Source organism: Nocardia sp. NPDC087230, from assembly GCF_044744725.1.
Lineage (GTDB): Bacteria > Actinomycetota > Actinomycetes > Mycobacteriales > Mycobacteriaceae > Nocardia > Nocardia canadensis.
Genome location: NZ_JBIUYV010000005.1, coordinates 102,195 through 122,682, shown reverse-complemented (window position 1 = coordinate 122,682; position 20,488 = coordinate 102,195). Strand labels below are relative to the sequence as shown.

The following is a 20,488-nucleotide window of genomic DNA, read 5'->3' as shown; positions in this document are numbered from 1 at the left end:
TAGCCGTAGATTTGCCCGGGCGCGCCGCGATCGTCGTCGCCGCGGTCATGCCAACCGCTCCCGCAGGTAGGGCGCGGTCCGGCTGACCGGGTCTGCCGCGACCTGCTCCGGTGTCCCCTGCGCCACGATCCGTCCCCCTTGTGCCCCGCCGCCCGGCCCCATGTCGATGACGTGATCGGCCTGCGCGACCACGGTCATGTCGTGCTCGACCACGATCACCCCGGCGCCGGAGTCGACGAGTGAATTCAGCTGGGTCAGCAGGATGTCGGTGTCGGCGGGGTGCAGCCCGGTCGTGGGCTCGTCGAGCAGGTAGACGGTGCCCGCGCGCCGGGCCCGTTGCAGTTCGGTGGCCAGCTTCACCCGTTGTGCCTCGCCGCCGGACAGTTCGGTGGCGGGCTGACCCAACCGCAGGTAACCGAGCCCCACCTCGGTCAGGGCCCGCAGCGCCCGCGCGACCACCGGGACGTCAGCGAGGAATCGTGCGGCCCGATCCACCGACATCTCCAGCACCTCGGCGATGGTGGCGTCGCGGTAGCGGATCTCGAGGGTGCGCGGGTTGTAGCGGGCACCATGGCAATCCGGGCACGGGGTGTAGGTGCTGGGCAAGAACAGCAGCTCCACCGTGATGTACCCCTCGCCCTGGCAGGCGGGACACCGGCCTTCGGCGACATTGAACGAGAAGCGGCCGACGCCGTAGCCGCGGGCCCGCGCGTCGTCGGTGTCGGCGAACAGCTTGCGGACGGTGTCGAACAGGCCGGTGTAGGTGGCCAGATTGGAGCGCGGCGTCCGCCCGATCGGCGCCTGATCGACCTCGACCACCCGCACGATCTTCGGGTCGGCGGTGGCGGTGGTCGAGATCGCGTGCAGCAGGCTCGATTTCCCCGAACCGGAGACGCCGGTGATCGCGGTGAACACCCCGCGCGGGATGTCGGCGTCGAGCTCGCGCAGGTTGTGGCTGGTGATCGCGCGCAGGTCGAGGGTGCCGTTGGGGGTGCGGTCGGCGCGTGGCGCGCGAGTGACCTCGTCGAACAGGTAGGGGCGGGTGACCGACTCGGTGACGGTTCGCAGCCCGTCGATCTCACCGCAGTAGAGGACGCGCCCGCCGTGTACTCCGGCGCCGGGGCCGATATCGATCAACCAGTCGGCGTGGCGCACGACGTCGAGGTCGTGCTCGACGAGGAACACACTGTTGCCGGATCGCTTGAGCCGGCCCAGCACCGTTGTCAGTGCGGCGGTGTCGGCCGGGTGCAACCCCGCCGAGGGCTCGTCGAGAATGTAGACGACGCCGAACAGTCCCGAGCGCAACTGACCCGCCAGCCGCAGCCGCTGCAACTCGCCGCCGGACAGGGTCGGGCTCTCCCGGTCGACGCTGAGGTAGCCGAGACCGAGCTCGATGAGGACCTCGATGCGGGAGATCAGGTCCTGGGTGAGCACGGCGGCCGCACCCGTGCCCTCGGTGTGCGGGCGCAGCACCGCGACCAGGTCGCTGAGCGGCATGTCGGCCAGTTCGGTGATGTTGTGGCCCGCGAACGTCACCGCCAGCGCTTCGGGTTTGAGCCTGCGCCCGTCGCACAGCGGGCAGGTCGCCGTGTGCAGGTACTCCGCCGCACGCTTGCGGGTGGCCTCGCTCTTGGACTCGGCGTGCGCGCGCAGCAGCAGCCGTTCGGCGCTGGTGTAGGTGCCCTGATACGGGCGATGGATCCGGTGGGCTTCGCGCTCGGGTTCCACGGTGACCACCGGCTTCTCGTCGGTGAACAGGATCCATTCGCGCGCCTGCGGCGACAGTTGCCGCCACGGCCGATCGATGTCGTAGCCGAGCGCGGCCAGCACGTCGCGCAGGTTCTTGCCCTGCCACGCGCCGGGCCAGGACGCGATCGCGCCGTCGCGAATGCTCAGCGACGGGTCGGGCACCATCGATGCCTCGGTCGCCTCGTGGACGACGCCCTGACCGTGGCAGCGGGGGCACGCGCCCTCGACGGTGTTGGGCGAGAACGCGTCCGAGTACAGCCGATTCGTGCCCGCCGGATAGTGACCGGGTCCCGTGCGGGCCGGGCCCGTCGGATAGTCGCCTTCGCGCGACATGAGCAGCCGCAGCGAGTTCGAGATGGCGGTGACCGTCCCGACCGTCGACCGCGACGAGGGCGAGGATCGTCGTTGCGCCAGCGCCACCGTCGGCGGTAGACCGGTCACCTCGTCGACGTCGGGCGCCTCCACCTGATGCAGCAATCGTCTGGCATACGGCGCCACCGACTCCAGGTAGCGGCGTTGCGACTCCGCGTACAACGTGCCGAAGGCCAGCGACGACTTGCCCGAACCCGAGACCCCGGTAAACGCGACCAGGGCGTTTCGTGGCATGTCCGCGTCGACGTCACGCAGATTGTGGACCCGAGCGCCGCGCACCCGAACCGAAGGATCGACCTCGTGCGAATCCACAGCTACCCAGACTACGCGACCGGTCCGGGAATCCGGGTATGCGCTAGAAGAACCAGCCCAGCTCCGGCGCGCGCTCAGCGGTGAAGGCCGCGTCGAGATCGCGCAGCGCGGCCGCGTCGTCGACCCGGATCCGGTGCGCGGCGGCCAGGCCCCGGGCGCGGTGCGCACCGAAATACAACGCGCCCAGCACATTGATATCCAGACCGAGCGCGGCGGTTCGGGTGGTGGGTGCGCATTCGGCGACGCCGTCGCGCACGCGCAGCGCGAAGGTGCCACCGGCGGAACGGAACGGGTCGTGCACAGCCAGGACCGTGTCGAGGTCGTGCCGGTAGCCGCGGGCGGTGAGCGCGGTGGGCACATCCATCAGCCGCGCCCACAGCGAGTCACCGCGATCGAGCACGCGGGCCGCCCGGGAATCGGTGAGCAGGTACGGCAGCGGATCGTCGTCGGCGATCTCGACGTCGATCGTCTCGACCAGATCCAGCCCGAGCAGCACCCGCCACAGCGCGGCGTGCGCGTCCGGGGTGAGCGCCCGGTACTCCCATACCGACGCGGTGGAATGTCCGTCGCGCCAACGCCGCCGATACAGGGCGTAACCGTCGGGGTGGACCAGGGCGAACAGCGTCGTGGCGCCGTCGCGGTGGCGTTCCACGTCGGCGAAGAACAGATCCCATTTGGCGTCGGGCCGCACCTGCGCGCCCGGCACCGTCGGCTGCCAGCGCTCGTAGATCGCCCGGATGTGCGGCGCCGCCTCGGCCAGGGTGGCCAGCTCCACGCCGCCGGGATCGGGCGTGGTCGAGCGGAACTCGGCTCGACGGCGGTCGATGGAGATCGTGGTCGACAGGATCGCCGGGTCGTAGCCGAATCGGCCGTAGATCGTGGCCTCGCTGGCGGTGAAGATCGTCAGCGGCAGCCCGTCGGCTTCGGTGCGCTCGTGCTGAGCGGTGTACAGCTCACGCAGGATGCCACGCCGCCGATGCGTCGGCGCGACCGCGACGCCCGAGACACCACAGGCCTGGACCTGCCGTGCCCCCGGCACGGTCACCGTCATCGTCCGGTCGACGGTGTGCCCGACGACCCGGTCACCGTCGACCGCGACCAGTGACCGCTCGACCGGAAACAGTTCCCACCGGTACGGGAGTTCGTCGGACCCGTACCGCATCCCGAATCCGGTCTCCTGCAATCCGGTGATCGCGTCCGCGTCCGCGCTGGTAGCCGACCGCACGGTGATGCTCTTCGCCGATGCCATCTCCGTACCCTCCCACGGCGGCACGGCACCGCACATCTCATTTTCCAGGGCTACCGCGAAAGCAAGCTCACCAGTTCGACCGGATGGCGAGTTGGCCCGTCCAGCTCGTAGGGCGCGGCGAGGGTTCCCGGCGCACCGGAGGGTCGCCCCGCGGGTGAACGGTGAAATCGCAGGATGCCCGCGGTCCCGATCGGTACCTCGGTCGCCGTGTCGCCGTCGACAGCGGTACCGATGTGGGCTTGCGCCGTGATGGTCCCGGTCGGCACGACCGACACCGACGGGTCGGGTGTGTCGCTGCGATTCTGTGCCTGCGCCGCCACTCGCCCGCTCAGCAGTTCCAGTATCGCGGCGACGGCGATCGGATCGGCGGCGCCGTCGTAGATCCACCGTCGACCGAGCACCCCGTGCTCGGCGGTTCCCAAGAGCGCGCTCTCGGCATCGGCCAGTGCGGCGCCGCGATAAGTCAGTGGCACGTTGTACACCACCGGACGGGCGGCGGAATCGTCGACGACCAGCACGAATTCGATGCCGACCGCCCCCGCGGGATCGTCGATCCGAAACCCACCGACCTTGCGCAGGCGCGGCACCCGGCCCCGGTACCACGGTCGCCGGGGCAACATCGTCTCGATCAACGCGAGCTTGCTGGGAACCAGCGTGGTGTGGTGGATGACGGCCATGCCGCAGGCTACCCGTGTGCCGTCATCGCGCGCAGGTCCGGCAGGGCGCCGATGCGCTGGCTCACCGGCCGGCCCGGCGCCGCTGTTTGAGGTGAGCCGGTGGCACGCAGCAGTGCCCGGACCTGATCCGGGGTCGCCCGGCCCGGACCGATGGCGCGCATGCCCTGGTACGCGGCGACGGCGCCGACGACGATCGGGGACGCGCTCGAGGTGCCGCTGAATTCGTCGGTATACCAGAAGTCTTCGTCGGCGCCACCCTGGAGGTCGCCGTAGCCGGTGGTGGTGACCTCGCGGCCCCAGCCCTGGGCATCGAGGCGGACGCCGTAGTTGGAGAACGGGAGCCGGGAACGGGCGGGGCCGTGGTCGCGGCCGTGCAGCCCGGGCGGCGGCGCGCCCGCGCCGACCAGAACGGCGCCGGAATCGGCGTCGCCACCGCGGAACGGGTTGTGCCAGCCGGTGGGGAAGTCGCCGGGGCGCGCGTCGTAGACGGGGTCGTCGAGGTTCTCGTTGCCGTTGCCCGCGGCTTCCACCACGACGATGCCGCGCCCGACGGCGTAGCGGATGGCGGCGAAGTCGTCGGGCCACCATTCGACGGCGATGTAGCCGCGCTGGTCGGGCTGGCCGCGATAGTCGAATCGAGGTCCGGGACGATGCAATTCGATGAGCAGGACGTCACCGGGGTCGAGCGCGTCGGCCGCGGACCGGATCGCGGCGGCCGAGCCGATCCCGAAGATCGAGATCGCCCGGATGTGCGCCTCGGGCGCGATGCCGGTGACACCGTAGGCATTGAGATCGCCGCTGATCTCCCCGGCGACGGCGGTGCCGTGATTGCGCCACCCGAGTTCGGCCGAGGACGTGCCGCCGATGACTCCGCCCTGGTTCTGCCGCAGGTCCTCGTGGGTGAATCGCCAGGCGCCCTCCACATCGATCACCCGCACGCCGGTCCCGAGCCCACCCGGCCGGGTGTGCGCCCAGGCCGCGTCGATCCCGGCCGGCGCGGCGTCGAGATAGCCTTGCCTGGTCCGGAAGTCGGGAGTGACCGCGGGCGCGTCCGGCGCGACGGTGTTGTGCGCCAGCGGTGCGAGTGGCGGCTCGGCGGCCGGTTTCACGTAGGCCGCGGCGACGGTGTCGTCTCGCCGCAGTCGATCCGCGAGCGCGGCCAGGTCGCCGACCTGCCCGCGCACCGTGTAGTAGCGCAGGTACTCCCCCGCCACCGATGCTTGCGAGGTATCGGCCAAACGCGCGGCCAGCCGATTATCCGGTCCGAAGATCGGCACCAGGTGGGTGTCGGCGGGCAGCAGTTCGTCGACCCGGGCCCGCACGGACCGGCTCTCCCGCAGCGCGATCGGCGTGATCTCGGTACCGGTGGCCGTGGTGAGAACGACCAGTTCGGCAGGGGCCACCGCGGGGCCGGGCACCCCTGGTCGGCGCTGCCTGCTGGGTCGAGCGGTGGAAGCCATGGCTACCAGTGAACAGGCCGCGCCGCCGGGCCGCTACCATTGCGCCGCAACCCGATTCGCGACACGCCGCGCCGGTGCGCCGCAACGCGCCGAGCCCGCGCGAGTCGCATCGAAAACCGCTGTTCCGCACCGCCCCCGCGTACGGCCCGATTCCGCCCGCGTTTGCCGGTCGGCGCGGTCGGGTACTGTCCCGATCGTCAGCGAATCCCGGTGCGGTGCTAAGTGTTTCGCTTAGAATGGGTGCAGGGTGAGATCCTCGGGCACCCCGGTACCGATTCTCGGGTACCAGCGTAACCCTGCAGCCGTCGCGCGGGGTACGAGCGTGAGCCATGCCATCGGATATGTAGTCATGCAGGGGGTCAACCATGTCCACAGCTGTCGATTTCGCCGCCCGTCTCATCGATCCGGCCGCCATCGCCGCGGCCGGGCACTCGGCGGTTCTCGCCTATGTCTCTCCCAGCAGGCCCGGCGCGAACTTCGGTGCCAAACCGATCACCGTCGACTATGCCCGCGCGCTGGAGTCCGCCGGCCTGGACATCGTGTCGATCTGGCAGTTCGGCAAACCCGGCGATCCCACCCCATCGGATTGGACCACCGGGTTCGACGGCGGCAGGCGCATGGCCGAACAGGCACTGGCCGCCCATCTGAGTCTCGGCGCACCGCGCCGGGCACCGATCTTCTTCGCCGTCGACGAGGACATCTCCCTGTCCCAGTGGAACAGCACCGCAGTCGAGTTCTTCCGCGGCGTGAACGCCGTCCTCGGCACCGAATGGACCGGCATCTACGGGCATTCCCGGGTGTGCGCCTGGGCGATCGAGGATGGTGTGGTCGGTGGTCGCGGCGGATTCAGCTGGGTCTGGCAGACCCGCGCCTGGTCGGGCACCGAGCGCGAACCACGCGCCGTGCTCTACCAGCGGGTGATCGACACACCGAGCAACCCGGGGCCCGTCATCGACGGCACGCACGTCGATGCGAACGACATCCTGGCCCCCGACTTCGGTCAGTGGAGCATCGACCGCTCCGTGGTGATCCCCGCGTTCACCGAACTCGACCGGCTCGGTCCCTCGCACTCCTCCCGCGACGGCGCCCGGGTCACCAACTTCATCCTGCACACCCAGGAGGGAAACGGCACCGCGGAATCGTTGGCGGCCTACCTGAACAATCCGGCCAACGGCGTCTCCTACCACTACACGCTGCGCGACGCGGTGCTGGTGCGGGTCGTGCCCGAAGAACTCGCCTCCTGGTCGGTGCTGTCGGCCAACCCGTTCACCGTCAATCTGTGCTTCGCGGGCAGCCGGGTCGCCTGGTCACGCCAGGACTGGCTGTCCATCGACGAGGATTTGCGCATCGCCGCCTATGTCGCGGTCCGCAGCGCACATCGACACGGGTACCCGACCGAGGTCATCGCCCCCGACTATCACGTCGCCGACGGCATCACCGACCACAACTACGTGACCAGGGCGCTCGGCATCGGCAGTCACACCGATGTCGGCCCGAACTTTCCGTGGGACGTCTTCGCCGCGCAGGTCGCCGAATTCGCCGGCACCGCGCCGAACGCCATCGACGACCGCGCCACGGCGTCGCCGTGGCTGGGCGCGCGCCGCACCATCGGCGAGATCGCCACCCCGGATGGAGTGGGCCGCTTCGCCGAGTTCGAGCACGGCTATGTCTACTGGCACCCGGCCACCGACGCCCACGCCATCCCCACCGCGATCATGACCAAGTACGCCGAACTCGGCTGGGAGGCAGGTCCCCTGGGCTACCCGATCGCCGAGCACGCCGAGTTGCCCGACCCGCGCGGCACGGGCCCCGGCCTCGCCCAGGCCTTCCAGGGCGGCACCGTCTATCGGCGGGCCGGTCAGCCCGCCTATCGCGTGCACGGCGCGATAGGCGCGCGCTGGTCGGCGTCCGGATTCGAGAACGGTCAGCTGGGCTGGCCGGCCTCCGACGAGATCACCCACGACGACGGCAGGTACCAGGAGTTCGAGTTCGGCCGCATCTACTGGGTTCCCGACCAGATCGTCGCGCTGCGCAACTCCGGCGACCCCGACACGCCGCTCGCCCGCCCGGCCTAGGGTCAGGACAGCAGGATCGCGAGGGTGGTGGCGCCCGCACCGAGGACCAGCGCCGCCACCACCAGGATCGCGATCAGCCGGACCTTCGGCGAGGGACCCGTGTAGGTGTCCTCGTCCTCGTGCAGCATCGCGGCGAGGTCGACGGCGGCGAACTCGCGTGTGGACTCCAGTGGTCCGGGCTGGTCGGTCATGGCGCTGACGCTAGTCCAGTGCGCCGCGCGCCGCGCCGGTTAGCGCGTTCGCCTCGGCGGGTGATCGGGTCGCGGCCAGCAGTTCGTCGAGTTGGCGTTCGGCGCGTTCGGCACGGGCGAGGGTCTGGGTGCGGGCATCGTCGAGCGCGGCGAGCCGTTCGGAGGTCTCGGCCCTGACCCGTTCCAGCGCGGCGGCCGATTCGGTGCGCCAGGTTTCGGCGTCGGTGATGGCGGTGCGGCGCAGGTCGGCGAGTTCGGCGCGCGTGCGATCGAGTTCGGTCCGGGTCGCCTCCAGTTCGCTTCGGGCCCTGCGCCATTCCTCGCGCGCTTCGCTGGCGGCTTCCACTCGTTCGGCGGCCGCGGCCTCGGCTCGTTCGGTCGCCCGGTCGGCGTCGGCGGCCCGCTGCACCGCCAGGTCACGTTCGGCCTGTGCCGCGTTGACCCTGGCTTCGGCCTCGCGACGGACCTGGGCGATCTCGGTGTCGGCGCGCTGTTCGGCGCGCGCGGTCTGGTCGGCGGCTTCCTGCCGGATCCGTTCGATCTCCTCGGCAGCGTCTCGTTGCGCGGCACGGACTTCGGCCTCGGCCGCGCTGCGCGCCGCGAACACCTCGTCGGCGGCCTGTTTCGTCAGGCGCTCGACCTCGGCCAAGGCCTCGTCGCGCGCCGCGTGCGCGGCAGCGATCAGCTGCTCGGCGTCCTCGGCAGCGCCTGCGGCGTCCTCGGCCGCCGATTCGGCGTTGGCCCGGGCTTCCTCCGCCTCCCGGCGGGCCTGTTCGGCGGCGACCGCCTTCATGTCTGCTTCCGCGATCCGTCGGGCGGCATCGGCCTGCACGGCCTGGACCTGGGCCTCGGCCACCGAGGGGTCGCCCAGCGTCGACAACTCCGCGACGGCGGCGTTCAGCGTCGTGCCCAATTGCTCGGCCAGTCCCCGAAACTGGCCGAGCAGCTCATCCGCACGCAGCCTCGCCACGGTCACCGGACCTTGAGTCGTCACAGTGACGTTTTCGACCTCACCCTCCGACTCCTGCTGTAGGCGTTGCCTTTCCCGCCATGCCCGCCATCGGGTGTGGTCCGGGTGGTCGCAGTATTCGGAGGGACGACCCGGACCGCCGCCGCGGGTGATGGGACGGGCACAGCCGGGATAGTTGCAGACGCTCGACACGGGAGAATCGTAACGTTGGTTTCGTCAATTCTTTACGAATTAGACGAAACGAAAACCGTGTCGCCCCTTCAGGGCTCAGATCCGCTTACCGCACATCTGACCGCCGATAAGTGAACATTATCGGGGGTCAGTGCCGCTCCTCTCGGCTGAACACCTCGGAGTATTTCCGTTTCCGTTTGGTCGCAGCCAACGTAACGTAACTGCGACAGAACCTCTCGAAAACTAGTGAGACCCGTCATGAAAATGTCAGTGCCGCGACCAGGCGATACGTCGGTCGCGTCAGTAGATGGCGTCACTGGATGTCAGTAGGCGAAAATTGGCTCGACGCTAGCGTCCTCCACTTGTGTTCCGGGATTGGCCCTTTCGGCTTTCGATCCCACTCCGACTCCAACGAGCCCAGCTATGGACGCCCCCGGACCCTTCTCCCCCCGCGAATCCATCTCCAACGCAACAAGAGCGAGACAGCCGCGTGCCAATGCTGACGTCCGATGACGTGCGTCATGTCGTGTCAGTGCGTTGGACCGGGCAGTACGTCACTTGATGTCAGTAGGTGCGCCACCAGGATGTCAGCAGATGACTGACGTAGCACAAGCCGAGCCACCTACCGTGTGCGTCCGCGCGGCCGTAGCAGGGACCGGCCGAGGTCGGCCAGGATGCCATCGAATTGGCGGTAGACGTGGTCGTGGACTGGTTGTGGCGGTCGTGGGGGTGCTGCCGAGTGAACAGCAGCGACGCTGACCTGGCCTGATACGAAGACGATGACGCTTTGGCGGACTTCGGCGATGAACTTCTAGGGCATGCCGACCCCAGCCGGGGTGAGTGCCGCGGGCGTTCTAGCAGACCTTCCCGCCAACCGCATTCGAGAAAACGGCGGCGCATCGTTGGCGCGAGACCGCAGGAGCTGGCTACCAACGCGTCTGTGGCCACGTCCCACCATGAGTGACAGCGGGTGGCCTCTACTGACAGAGCGTGACGTGCATCTTACGATTTCAGTTCCGCGACCAGGCAATACGTCACTACATGTCAGTAATGGCCTCACTGGAATGTCAGTGGAAGACCGACGTAGTCGACGTCCATTGGCAATGACACATCGTTGCTTCGTCTTAGGTCCAGCGGAGTCGGTTCAGAATCTCGTCATACCGGCGCGACACCTCGTCGTACACGAGGTCGAGGTCGTCAAGCAGCGCGGCTGCCTTCTTGCGTGCCTGTAAGCCTTGGTCATAGTTGTCGGCCAGCGGCAGATCGGAGACTGGTAAGGGTTCGGGGTGGTCGGATCGATTGGTGTTGTGGTCGGGTATTCGGGAGCGGTGTGGCCTGTCCCGCGAGGTGGTTTCGGACGATGGTGCGTACCGAGCTCGGCGCGAGGTGCGTCACTGGTAGTGGCGGTCGGCCATCACGGTCGATGGATGCCAACAGTGGCGCGGCGAGGTGGGTGGGGTCGAGCGCCCGCAGAAACACGAAAAACCCCCAGTCACACGACTGAGGGTTTGACATCGGGGTACAGCTATCCCCTTGGAGCACAAGCTATCACGACGATGTTCGGGAGGCAAAATCCCAGGTCACGGCCCCGCCGACTCCTCTGGCATTTCGTAACGCACCGGAGGCTTGGCACCGGCGGGATCCCGCCATCTCCGCTCGACGAATTCGTGCAATCGCCCACCGGCGGCGGGCGCGCGCTGCCGGTGGGCGATCGCCCAACGCCGGTGTGGCTCGACCCGCGCACCGAACGCGTGATTGCGCCGATCGGCGCGCTGCGTAGTAGTGACACCAGTTGGTAGGGGCTGAGGACCGCCTGTCCTAGTGCAAGATCGCACCTCGCAGTCGGTGGTACACGAAGTTCGACACCACGACCGAGCACTCTTGATGATCAGCGGCCGGTGAGGGGCGCTTTCAACGTGGCTCCGGGAGCGGCCCAGGCGATGCAGTGGACAGCGCGGGACTTGCGGAAGGATGCCTCGTCGACCGGTGCGTAGGACATGACTTCGGCGACCGCGGGATTCTCGGTGGCTTCGATGACGGGGGTCGCGTTGAAGCACAGGGATGTACCCGCTTGGCGGGCGGCGGCCTCGTTGGTCCACTCGGTGAGGTAGCCAACGTAGAGCACTTCACCGTCGTGCGGTTTGTCGCATGATCGTGTCGGCAGGCTGTAGACGACGTCGGTCGAAGACGGTCGGTCGACGCACCGGCCGGCCGTCAGATCGTCGATCTCGCTGCGTCCGTGCGGGTCTGTGACGCCGCGGTATACCAAGGCGCCGAGCACTGTCGCGCCGAGAACGCCCGCGCCGATCACCGCCGCAATGATCAAGCCCTTGTTGCGTTTGGGCGGCTGGGGCTGCGGCAATCCCGTGTATCCCGGTGCCGAGTACTGCGCCCGCGGATAGCCCGATCCCGACTGCGGCGGCAGCTGGTTCCCTTGATAGCCGGGTCCCGGGTACGGCAGTTGCTGGGCGTGCGGATGTGCTGGTCCCCCTGGATAGTTCACGCGATCACCGTACTCGTCAGCGCGGTCGGGTACCTGGGTGTCCCTCCGCCAGCGGCTGCCAGGGGGCGCCGAACGGACCACATGTCGGTGTCTGGCGATACCGTGATCCCTCGCAGGGGATACCAGGTTCTTCGGAAATTCGAGAGTACGGAGACAGCGCGGTGGATGACGGAATCTTGACGATGGCGCCCGGCGGGGAAGCCCTCGAGACGACCCCGGTTTGGACAGAGTGGGTGGCGCCAAAACGCCAACGCGCACAAGCGCGCAAGTTCTTGGAGTCCGCCGGTCTGGCGGAGGTGCCCGGGTGCCCGTGGGCCGAGGACGCCCCGGAAGTGCGTCAGCTCGATGCGTACTGCGCTCGCATCTTCCCGGACATGCCCACGGCGATGGCCGCCGAGAACACCGAAATCGCCGACCAGTGCATCTGCCTCATCGGTACGTTGTTCATCCGGTTCGCGGGAGCGCGGTGGGCGCCATATGAGTGGTTCGGGCGGGACCACTCCTTCTATGACGACATCAATCCGATGCTGGAGTACCCGTTCACCGAAGAAGGCGACACCGCCTGGTTTTTGATGGATTTCATGATTGAACGCGGCTTTTCCAGCATCGCTGGACTGGTTCGCGAGTTCGAGGAACGCCGCGACTTCGACGTCTGAGGCGGCCAGCTCGCGGCATCGTTGCGCAGTAGCGCGCACAGTCACGCCAAGGCTCAGTAATCAGTTCAGCGGCGCCGATTTCCACCACTGTTTCAGCTCAGCTGCCGAACCGGCGAGGGTCGGCGATTTCGACAGCCATTCGGTGTACATGAGGAACTGAGAGCGTGCGGGGTCGCCGGTGAAGACGGTGACGATTCTGTGGGCGTCCAACCGGTGTCCCTGGTCTTCCTGGTTTCCGGTGTCGATGAACGAGTAGTTGGTGTAGGGCTTACCGGCGGCGGTGTTGGTGTCGACCGACTTCGTCGGCGCCGGGAGGCCACGCGCCACCGACTCGACTGCTAAGGCACTGCTGTAGGCGTAGATCCGGAAGAAGATCTGGGATGAGGCCTGGGCGGGAGCCTGGCAGGTGATCTTCCACTTCCAGTCCCCGAAGTCCGGATCCCACCACATGTCCTTGGTGCCGGCAGCGAAGCTGTAGCACTTGGTGCCGCCGTAGCCGGTGCTGGTGTCGGTGTCGGCGGGCACCATCGCCGGGAAGGCGGTGTGTATCGCTGCCGCGTCCGGGACGATCGGCTTCGCCGCGGTGGTCGTCGTGCTCGCGTCCGCCGACGGGCTGTCTCCTCTCGAGGTGAGGGTGATGCCGATGGAGATGCTGATCACCAGCGCGACGGTGATCGCGAGCCCGACCAGGACAGGGAGTTTTCCGCTGCGCGCCGAGCGGGCCGGTGGGCGCGGCTGGTGTGCGGGCGGTGGCGGCGGGGCCAGAACTGGCGTCAAGAGTGGTGGTTGGCCATGCTCAGCCCAGCGAGGCTCGGGAACCTGGTAAAGCCGTGTCGTGGCACTTCTGGCGGCCAGGTCTGCATCCTGTGCCGACGTCGTTACAGCAGGTGCGCTCACCGCCGCGGCCGCGGCGGCCGCGAACGCAGCGCAGTTGGGGTAGCGGTCCTGGGGTCGCTTGGCCATCGCCGTGGCGAGCACATCGTCCAGGGCCAAGGGTAGATCCGCACGCACACTGCTGACGCGTGGCGGAGGCTGCTGCAGGTGCCCTTGGATGACGACGGCAGGGTTCATCGCCTCGAAGGGTGCAGTGCCGGTGAGCAACCGGAACAGAGTGCAGGCGAGTGAATACTGATCGGAGCGGCCGTCGACGGTGATCCCGGTCAGTTGTTCGGGTGAGGCGAAAGCCAGCGTCGCCATGAATGTCCCGGGCCGAGTGAGACCGGTGGCATCGCCGTCAACGAGGCGCGCGATCCCGAAGTCGGTGAGGTGGATACGCTCCTGGCCCTGGTCGAGGGGCTCGATCAGAATGTTGGCCGGCTTCACGTCGCGGTGGAATACACCGCGGCTGTGCGCGAAGTCCAGTGCCTTCGCGGTTTCGGAGATGATGTGGACCGCGCGGATCGGGTCGAGCGGCTGCGGCAGCGACGCGGCGTCACCACCCTGGATATAGCGCATGGAGATCCACAGCTGACCCGCGTCGACGCCTCGGTCGTAGACGGTGACGATGTTCGGGTGTTCCAATCCCGCGACCAGGTCGGCTTCGCGCTCGAACCTGGCCCGGATCTCGGGGTCGGAGAACTGCTCCGGATTGAGGACCTTGATCGCGGTCCACCGGGGCAGGCGCGGGTGCCGGGCCAGATAGACCGTGCCGATTCCACCGCGACCGAGCACCTTCTCGATGGCGTATCCGGCGAAGACATCCCCCAAAGCGAACACCAGGAGCATGCTAGTCGGCGGCCCGCAGTCACCGCCGCCCCGGCACGCACTCTCAGCCGATACTTGCCACAGCCCGGGGGTTGGTCGGGCACCGACCTCGGCGCGGCGGCGGGCGTACTCAGTGCGGGGGGCGGCAGGTGTCGTCGAAACGCGGCCAAATGATTTCGTGCCCGCAGGTGCGGCACCGGAACGTGCGATGGTGACCGTGCTGCCCGCAGGGCGCGGACCCGACTGTTGCGTTGCGTCGCAGCAGATGCCCGTTGCGGCAGGCTTGCGGCGCGGGCTCGGCCCAGCCGCCGGGGACCGCGTAGAGCTTTCCGGGGTCGACCATGGTCGAGCCCACCATCCAGACCGGTTCCCACGTCTCGCTCATACGTTCGATTATTCTCCGTTTTATGGAGGTAGGCGATTTAGTGCGGATCCGTGTGGCTGACCACCGTATCTGTCACTTGATCAGGACATCTGTCACCGAGAACGCGCGGTATGGCTTGTCGGCGTGTTCCGGTGCGGCGTTGGTCAGCGCCGACCAGCAGGTTTGTCGTAGACGAGCGAATACCGCCAGAACAGGCGTCGTCGGATGCGCGCTCCAGGCAGATACTCTGCTGCCGCTCGGCGGATCTCGGTGAGCGATTCACGCGGTGTCGCGGTCGGCGCGGTCATCTCGATCGGGAGCTGGTCGCTCGGGTGCGGGTGCTTGATCTTGCCCACGGTCAGGTTGGCCATCGAGGCGACGAAGCCTGTTGCGTAGTCGACCGGGCTTGCAACGCGGAAGCACCCGATCACAATCAGTCGGCCGCCGGGGCGCAAACGTCGGTCCAGCTCGCGCAGGGTGTCGACCAACGGCAGATGGTGCAGGGTCGCGACCAGCGTGATGGCATCCCACTGGCGAGGCGGGGGAAGCTGATCGAATCGAACCTGATCAATCACGACGGAACCGTCCCCAGCGAAACGCGCAGCCGCAACGCGCGCGGTCGCAGAGTCGGGTTCGATCCCAGTCGCGCGTTCGACATGCGTCTGTAGCCGATCGATCAGGTTTCCTGTGCCACAGCCGATATCAAGGACATCTCGAGCATTGCTGGACTTCACCTGACGGACGACCCACCCGGCGTAGAAGTCGTTATGGCTCCACGGATGCCGCTCATTGAACCGGTCGATGCGCGAGAGCGTGGTCACGACACCACCGTAACGATCGTGGGCGTACACCGGGCCGACCTGGACCCGACTCATCCGAGACCGCTCATCTGCGATGAGGGAAGGGCAACTCGGCCAGGAGCCGCAAACGAAAGGTGTTGACAGACAAGGAGGTCAGCCACAATTCGTGGCTCCGCTCACCGGACCGACTCTGTCGGTACCTGTGAGTTCAGATGCCGCCGCGCCGCACCCCCAAGGCTCGGCGGCATCTCCATGTCGGGCACGGTTAGTGGCGCAGCTGATGGACCCCACGCCAGTCGATCCCGGCCGGCGCCCGGCTCACCACAGTCGCGAGCAGTCCCAGACGAGCTGCTCGGTCGGCAGGATCGTCGGCCATGACGAGTACGTCGTCGAAGAACCTCTCCAGCGGATCAGCCAGTGCGACAGCATGACCGATCCACGCGAGCAGATCACCGTCGGCGCTGGGCACGGTCGCCAACGTCGCCAGGACCGCTTGCTCGGCCTCACCAGAAAGCCTGTCCGTGTCGTAGTCGGCGACGACACCCTCGGGCAGGATGCGCATGATGCGTTGCAAGCTTTCGACCAGGCGCGGGAAAATCGGGGTGCTGCTGGCATCTGTGATCTGGCTGATCAGCTGGTCAGCGCGATACGGCGCGGCGGCCGCGGGCCGGACCGCGTCGCGCAATGCCTGGTCTACGCCCTCGTCGCGCAGCCTCTGGTCGTAGCGGGCCGCGATCAGCTCTGCGGCCGCGTCGAGGACGTCGGCACCGACGGTGACGTCCTGCTCAGCCAGCCGTTCCGCAGCGGCCTGCAGGCCGAGCGGGATGGTGACCGGTTCGAGCGCGGGGTGCGCGCGCAGGATGGCCACGGCACCGGCGGCCGCGCGTCGCAGGCCGTAGGGGTCGCTGGTGCCGGAGAGCTTCGCACCGGCGGCGAGCATGCCGACGATCAGGTCGAGTCGATCCGCCAGCGCCAGCACCGCGCCGGGCACGGTCTCGGGCAGGCTGTCGCCGCCGTAGCGCGGCAGTTCGGCCTCCCACAGCGCGGTCGCGACCTCGGCGGGCTCCCCGGCTTCGGTCGCGTACACCCGCGCCATGGTGCCCGCCAGCGAGGTCATCTCCACAACCATCTGCGAGGCCAAGTCGAACTTGATCAGCGCGGCCGCGCGGTCGAGGGTCGCCTGCTCGCCGCCCGCGAGGGAGATGTGCTCGGCGATCTGTTTCGCTACGGCCGCGATCCGGTCGGCGCGCTGGGCCATCGAGCCCAGCTTCTCGTGGAACATCAACGCGGGCAGCTGGGCCCGGAATTGCTCGGGTGTGGTCTTGAGGTCGGCGTCGTAGAAGAACGCGGCATCCGCCAGCCGGGCCCGCAGCACCGTCTCGTTACCGATCCGGACGGTCTCGGGATCGCAGGCGAAGTTGGCCATGGTGACGAACAGCGGCAGCAGCGCGCCGTCGTCGTCGCGGACGGGCAGGTAGCGCTGGTGCTTGCGCATCACCGTGGTGATGATCTGCTCGGGCAGCACCAGCGAGGCAGGATCGAACTCACCGAGCACACCGACCGGGGACTCGACCAAATTGGTGATCTCGTCGATCAGTGCGGTCTCGCCGTCGACGTCGATCACGCCGCCGCGCGCGGCCGCCAGATCCACAGCGGCACTGACGACCTGGGCACGGCGAGCAGCATGGTCGACGATGATGCCCGCCTCGGCGAGAACCTGGTCGTAGGCCTGCGCGCTGGCGATCACGACGTCGGGCTGATCGGCTTGCCGGTGCACGCGGGTGGTGTGGCCGGCGGCGAGGGTGCCCGCGGTCACCGGCAGCACCGCGTCGTCGAGCAGCGCGACCAGCCATCGGATCGGCCGGGAGAACGACAGCGCCGGGTCACGCCAGCGCATGTTCTTGTCCGCCCGCAGACCGCCGACGAGCTGGGAACAGACCTCGGTGAGCACCACCGCGGCCGCCCGGCCGATCTGCTCGCGCTTGACCGCGACATGCTCGGCGCCCTGGTGCTCGACGACCTCCACGTCCTCAAGGGCCGCGCCCTGGCCACGCAGGAAGCCCTCCAGCGCCCGCGTCGGCGCCCCGGCCTCGTCGTAGGCCGACGCGAGTTTCGGGCCGCGCCGCAGCTCCACGCTGTCGGGCTCGGCCGCACCCACACCGTCGACGACGGCGACGATCCGGCGCGGGGTCGCCTGGACCCGGATCCGGCTGTAGGGCAACGCTGTCGCGGCCAGCAGCTCACCCAGGGCGATCTCGACGCCAGGAATCATCGCGTCGACGACGTGCGGGGGCAGTTCCTCGGTACCGATCTCGAGCAGCAGCCGCGCGTCGGGCTTCGACACGATCGTCGCAGGGTCGACCGTGGGGACCGCCAGTGCCGGGGCCTCGGCGACACCGCGCGGGTGACCGGCCTGCTCGCGCAGCTGCGTCCACAGCTGCGCGATCTTGCGTGACTGCGCGCGCATCGTGGCGAACCACTTCGCCCGCTCCGCAGTGGACACCGCGCCGCGGGAATCGAGGATGTTGAACGCATGGCTGGACTTGAGCACGTGCACGTGCGCGGGCACCGGCAGTTCGCGTGCGATCATCTGGTCGGCCTCGGCCGAATACGCGGCCAGCAGGGCTTGGGTGGTCGCGACGTCGGCGTCGTCGAGGTAGTAGCGCGACATCTCGTACTCGGACTGACCGAACACGTCGCCGTAGCGGACGCCAGGTGCGTATTCGATGTCCTTGAAGTGGGTCACGCCCTGGACGGCCATCAGGATGCGTTCGAGGCCGTAGGTGATCTCGACCGGGATCGGGTCCAGGTTCTGGCCGGCGACCTGCTGGAAGTAGGTGAACTGGGTGATCTCCATGCCGTCGAGCCAGACCTCCCAGCCCAAACCCCACGCGCCGATCGCGGGCTGGGCCCAGTTGTCCTCGACGAACCGCACGTCGTGGGCATCGAGGTCGATACCGAGCGCGGCCAGCGAGCCCAGGTAGAGCTCTTGCGGGTTACCGGGTTCGGGCTTGAGGATGACCTGGAACTGGGTGTGGGTTTGCAGGCGGTTGGGGTTCTGGCCGTAGCGGGAGTCGTCGGGGCGCACGCTGGGTTCGACGTAGGCGACGTTCCAGCGTTCGGGGCCCAGCACCGACAGCAGCGTGGCGGGGTTCATGGTGCCCGCGCCGACCTCGGTGTTGAACGGCTGCCCTAACACGCAACCTCGCTGGGACCAGTACGTTTGCAGGCGAAGGATCGCCTCGTGCATCGAGACAGGAGCGCTGGTCTGTGCGGGGGTGTCGGCGAAGGCTGCCATCAGGAAATCCTATCCGCGCCGACAACTGGAATTCCCAGCGACGTGGCGGTCTTGGACACGAAGAAGGCGGGCAGATGGCAGCCGCCCCGGCAGGCCTCGGCGACCGCGCATCCAGCGCAGCTCGGGCGGGTCTCGACCGCGGTGTGCACGGCATCGGTCAGCGTTGGCCAGGCCTGGGCGAGCGGCTGCTGCACCAGGGCGCCGAAGTAGGCGTTCGAGTGCGGGCAGTTGCGCAGCTTGCCGTCGAAAGACACGCTGCCCCGGACTATTCCGGATTCGCAATGGCCGACGATCTGCGACATCCGCAGGCCCAGGGTGGGGTCGTCGGAGCGCAGTGGTGAGTCGGTGTCGGAGGTGCACAGCTTCTGCGCGCACGGCCACGCCACCGACATCCCCGGGCACTCCTCGCGGACCAGGGCGTCGATGCGCTCGATGAGCGGCATCGTCACCGTCACCGGGATGCCGTAGCGGTCGTCGTGACGGCCGGTCGGCACGTAGCGCATCACCCCGAACTCGCGCACCCCGTGCGAGTACACGTCGCGCATGACATCGAGGGCCCGTCGAGATTGCCCTTCACCAACGTCATTTCGGCGACGACCTCGATCCCGACATCGCGCAGCAGCTCCATCGCGGTGATGGCCTTGTCGTAGGCGCGGGGGGTGGCCGGTGAGCTCGTTGTGGGTGTCGCGGTCGCCGTGGATCGACACCAGCACCGAGCGCACGTTCGCCGCGGAGAGGCGGGCGGCGCGTTCGGCGGTGATGAAGTGGCCGTTGGTGAACACCACCTGGTACATCCCGGCGCGGCCGCCGTAGTCGAAGATGTCCATCGCGTCCGGGTGCAGCAGCGTCTCCCCGCCGCTGTAGCGCATCACGAAGCAGCCGCGTTCGGCGCACTCGTCATGGTCGGATCGACCTTCCAGACGTTGTAGCAAAAGCCGCAGTTCCAGTTGCACACCGCAGTCAGCTCGATTTCGAGGCGCAGCGGGAAGTCGAGCTTGGCGTCGAAGCGCTTGTCGATCTCGAGCAGCGACGCGCCGGTGCCCGCGGCCGCCGGCGGCGCAGGCGCGGTCAGGGACGCGGCCAGCTCTGCTGCGTCGGCGGCCACGCGCGCCTGGTCCACGTCGAAGCGCTGAGCGATCTCGGCAATCAAGGCGGTGTCGTCGGTCCCGGCGAACATCAGCTGCGCCATCGACTGCGCGGGTCGATTCTTCAGGCGAGTGAACACGCCGGTGCGCCGGTCGAAGCCCATCGCTCGGTCACGGTGGAGCTCGGCGACCTCGGCGGCCACCTCCACCACGGAGTCCAGGACCGGTGTGCCGGTGTTGACCAGCGCTAGTCCTCGGCACGCGTGTTCGAGCCGCTCCGGATCAGGCAGGTCCGGCACCGGATTGACCCACCGCGTCACCGATTTGGTGTCGATCACCGCGCGCCGTCGGCTTCCGCCCGGTACGGCAGCGGTCGCCGAGGCGTGGGTAGCTGGCGGAGGCCGAGAACGAGTTCTTCGCACAGGTCGGTGTAGGCGTCGAGCAGATCGGCCAGTGCGGGCGCGGCGGGCAGGGATTCGGTGCCCTCGCGGTGCTCGTCGACTTCGATCCACAGCTCCACCACCCACGACAGCACCGCCCCGACCGACTCCGAATGCCGCGGCACGCTCGCGGCGGGAACCATGAATTTGGCCTGCAGGCGGCGCGCGACCTCGCAGTCGATCGCGTAGACGGCGTGCTCGATCTCGGACGCGGCCTCGCTCGCTGTCTCGGCGGCCTCGGCCACGGCCGCCGGCGGAAGCCCTGCAAGGGCCAGATCGGCGGTAGCGCGGCGGTGCAGCCGATGGTGGGCGTGCAGTTCGCGCAACGCCCGTGCTGGCGAACAATGCTGTCGAGCGGGAACTTTCATCACCGCACCGGTCGCCGACATCGGACTCGGCCCGCCGAAGGCGC

At 68.4% G+C, this 20,488-nt stretch carries 16 protein-coding genes; 2 read left to right on the top strand and 14 right to left on the bottom strand.

Going from position 1 to position 20,488, the window contains the following annotated elements; all coding sequences use genetic code 11:
• Positions 1-45 precede the first annotated feature (45 nt).
• The 4 genes from ACIO52_RS18760 to ACIO52_RS18745 are packed head-to-tail and all read right to left on the bottom strand — an operon-like array spanning position 46 to position 5,819.
• Entirely contained in the window at positions 46-2,433 is a 2,388-nt protein-coding gene (locus tag ACIO52_RS18760; protein ID WP_402645318.1) for an ATP-binding cassette domain-containing protein, read from the bottom strand.
• Positions 2,434-2,476: 43 nt separating this feature from the next.
• Positions 2,477-3,682 (bottom strand): GNAT family N-acetyltransferase, encoded by a 1,206-nt coding sequence (locus ACIO52_RS18755; RefSeq protein WP_218720134.1) that lies wholly within the window; start codon positions 3,680-3,682, stop codon positions 2,477-2,479.
• 50 nt (positions 3,683-3,732) lie between these two features.
• Entirely contained in the window at positions 3,733-4,359 is a 627-nt protein-coding gene (locus tag ACIO52_RS18750) for a maltokinase N-terminal cap-like domain-containing protein (RefSeq protein WP_218720133.1), read from the bottom strand.
• A gap of 8 nt (positions 4,360-4,367) precedes the next feature.
• A complete protein-coding gene (locus tag ACIO52_RS18745) occupies positions 4,368-5,819 on the bottom strand; it encodes a S8 family serine peptidase (RefSeq protein ID WP_402645314.1) in 1,452 nt (483 codons plus the stop codon).
• A 365-nt stretch (positions 5,820-6,184) separates the two neighbouring features.
• Here ACIO52_RS18745 and ACIO52_RS18740 point away from each other — a divergent pair, with 365 nt between their 5' ends.
• Positions 6,185-7,894: a glycoside hydrolase domain-containing protein gene (locus ACIO52_RS18740; RefSeq protein WP_402645311.1), complete on the top strand. Its 1,710-nt coding sequence runs from the start codon at positions 6,185-6,187 to the stop codon at positions 7,892-7,894.
• 2 nt (positions 7,895-7,896) lie between these two features.
• Here ACIO52_RS18740 and ACIO52_RS18735 read toward each other — a convergent pair whose 3' ends face one another.
• The 3 genes from ACIO52_RS18735 to ACIO52_RS18725 all read right to left on the bottom strand — a co-directional run bounded on the left by ACIO52_RS18735 (position 7,897) and on the right by ACIO52_RS18725 (position 11,729).
• Entirely contained in the window at positions 7,897-8,085 is a 189-nt protein-coding gene (locus ACIO52_RS18735) for a hypothetical protein (RefSeq protein ID WP_316574776.1), read from the bottom strand.
• 10 nt (positions 8,086-8,095) lie between these two features.
• On the bottom strand, positions 8,096-9,055 hold the full coding sequence (locus ACIO52_RS18730) for a hypothetical protein (RefSeq protein WP_316574775.1): 960 nt from the start codon (positions 9,053-9,055) through the stop codon (positions 8,096-8,098).
• Between the two features lie 2,059 nt (positions 9,056-11,114).
• Positions 11,115-11,729 (bottom strand): hypothetical protein, encoded by a 615-nt coding sequence (locus ACIO52_RS18725; protein ID WP_402645308.1) that lies wholly within the window; start codon positions 11,727-11,729, stop codon positions 11,115-11,117.
• 161 nt (positions 11,730-11,890) lie between these two features.
• Here ACIO52_RS18725 and ACIO52_RS18720 point away from each other — a divergent pair, with 161 nt between their 5' ends.
• Positions 11,891-12,385, top strand: a complete 495-nt coding sequence (locus ACIO52_RS18720; RefSeq protein WP_402645306.1) for a hypothetical protein — start codon at positions 11,891-11,893, stop codon at positions 12,383-12,385.
• A 60-nt stretch (positions 12,386-12,445) separates the two neighbouring features.
• Here ACIO52_RS18720 and ACIO52_RS18715 read toward each other — a convergent pair whose 3' ends face one another.
• The 7 genes from ACIO52_RS18715 to ACIO52_RS18685 form a co-directional block, all read right to left on the bottom strand.
• Positions 12,446-14,110 (bottom strand): serine/threonine-protein kinase, encoded by a 1,665-nt coding sequence (locus tag ACIO52_RS18715; RefSeq protein WP_402645303.1) that lies wholly within the window; start codon positions 14,108-14,110, stop codon positions 12,446-12,448.
• 109 nt (positions 14,111-14,219) lie between these two features.
• Positions 14,220-14,474, bottom strand: a complete 255-nt coding sequence (locus ACIO52_RS18710) for a hypothetical protein (RefSeq protein ID WP_402645301.1) — start codon at positions 14,472-14,474, stop codon at positions 14,220-14,222.
• A gap of 143 nt (positions 14,475-14,617) precedes the next feature.
• A complete protein-coding gene (locus ACIO52_RS18705) occupies positions 14,618-15,274 on the bottom strand; it encodes a class I SAM-dependent methyltransferase (RefSeq protein ID WP_402645298.1) in 657 nt (218 codons plus the stop codon).
• 244 nt (positions 15,275-15,518) lie between these two features.
• Positions 15,519-18,551, bottom strand: a complete 3,033-nt coding sequence (locus ACIO52_RS18700; RefSeq protein WP_402645295.1) for a glycine--tRNA ligase — start codon at positions 18,549-18,551, stop codon at positions 15,519-15,521.
• The gene (locus ACIO52_RS18695; protein ID WP_402645292.1) at positions 18,551-19,504 is read right to left on the bottom strand and encodes a hypothetical protein; all 954 of its coding nucleotides are present in this window, start codon (positions 19,502-19,504) and stop codon (positions 18,551-18,553) included. The genes ACIO52_RS18700 and ACIO52_RS18695 overlap by 1 nt, the downstream gene beginning before the upstream one ends.
• On the bottom strand, positions 19,420-19,974 hold the full coding sequence (locus ACIO52_RS18690) for a hypothetical protein (RefSeq protein ID WP_402645289.1): 555 nt from the start codon (positions 19,972-19,974) through the stop codon (positions 19,420-19,422). Before ACIO52_RS18690 ends, ACIO52_RS18695 begins: the two co-directional genes overlap by 85 nt.
• Positions 19,971-20,402 carry a hypothetical protein gene (locus tag ACIO52_RS18685; RefSeq protein WP_402645286.1) on the bottom strand — a complete coding sequence of 144 codons (432 nt, stop codon included), beginning with the start codon at positions 20,400-20,402 and terminating at the stop codon, positions 19,971-19,973. Before ACIO52_RS18685 ends, ACIO52_RS18690 begins: the two co-directional genes overlap by 4 nt.
• Between the last annotated feature and the right edge of the window lie 86 nt (positions 20,403-20,488).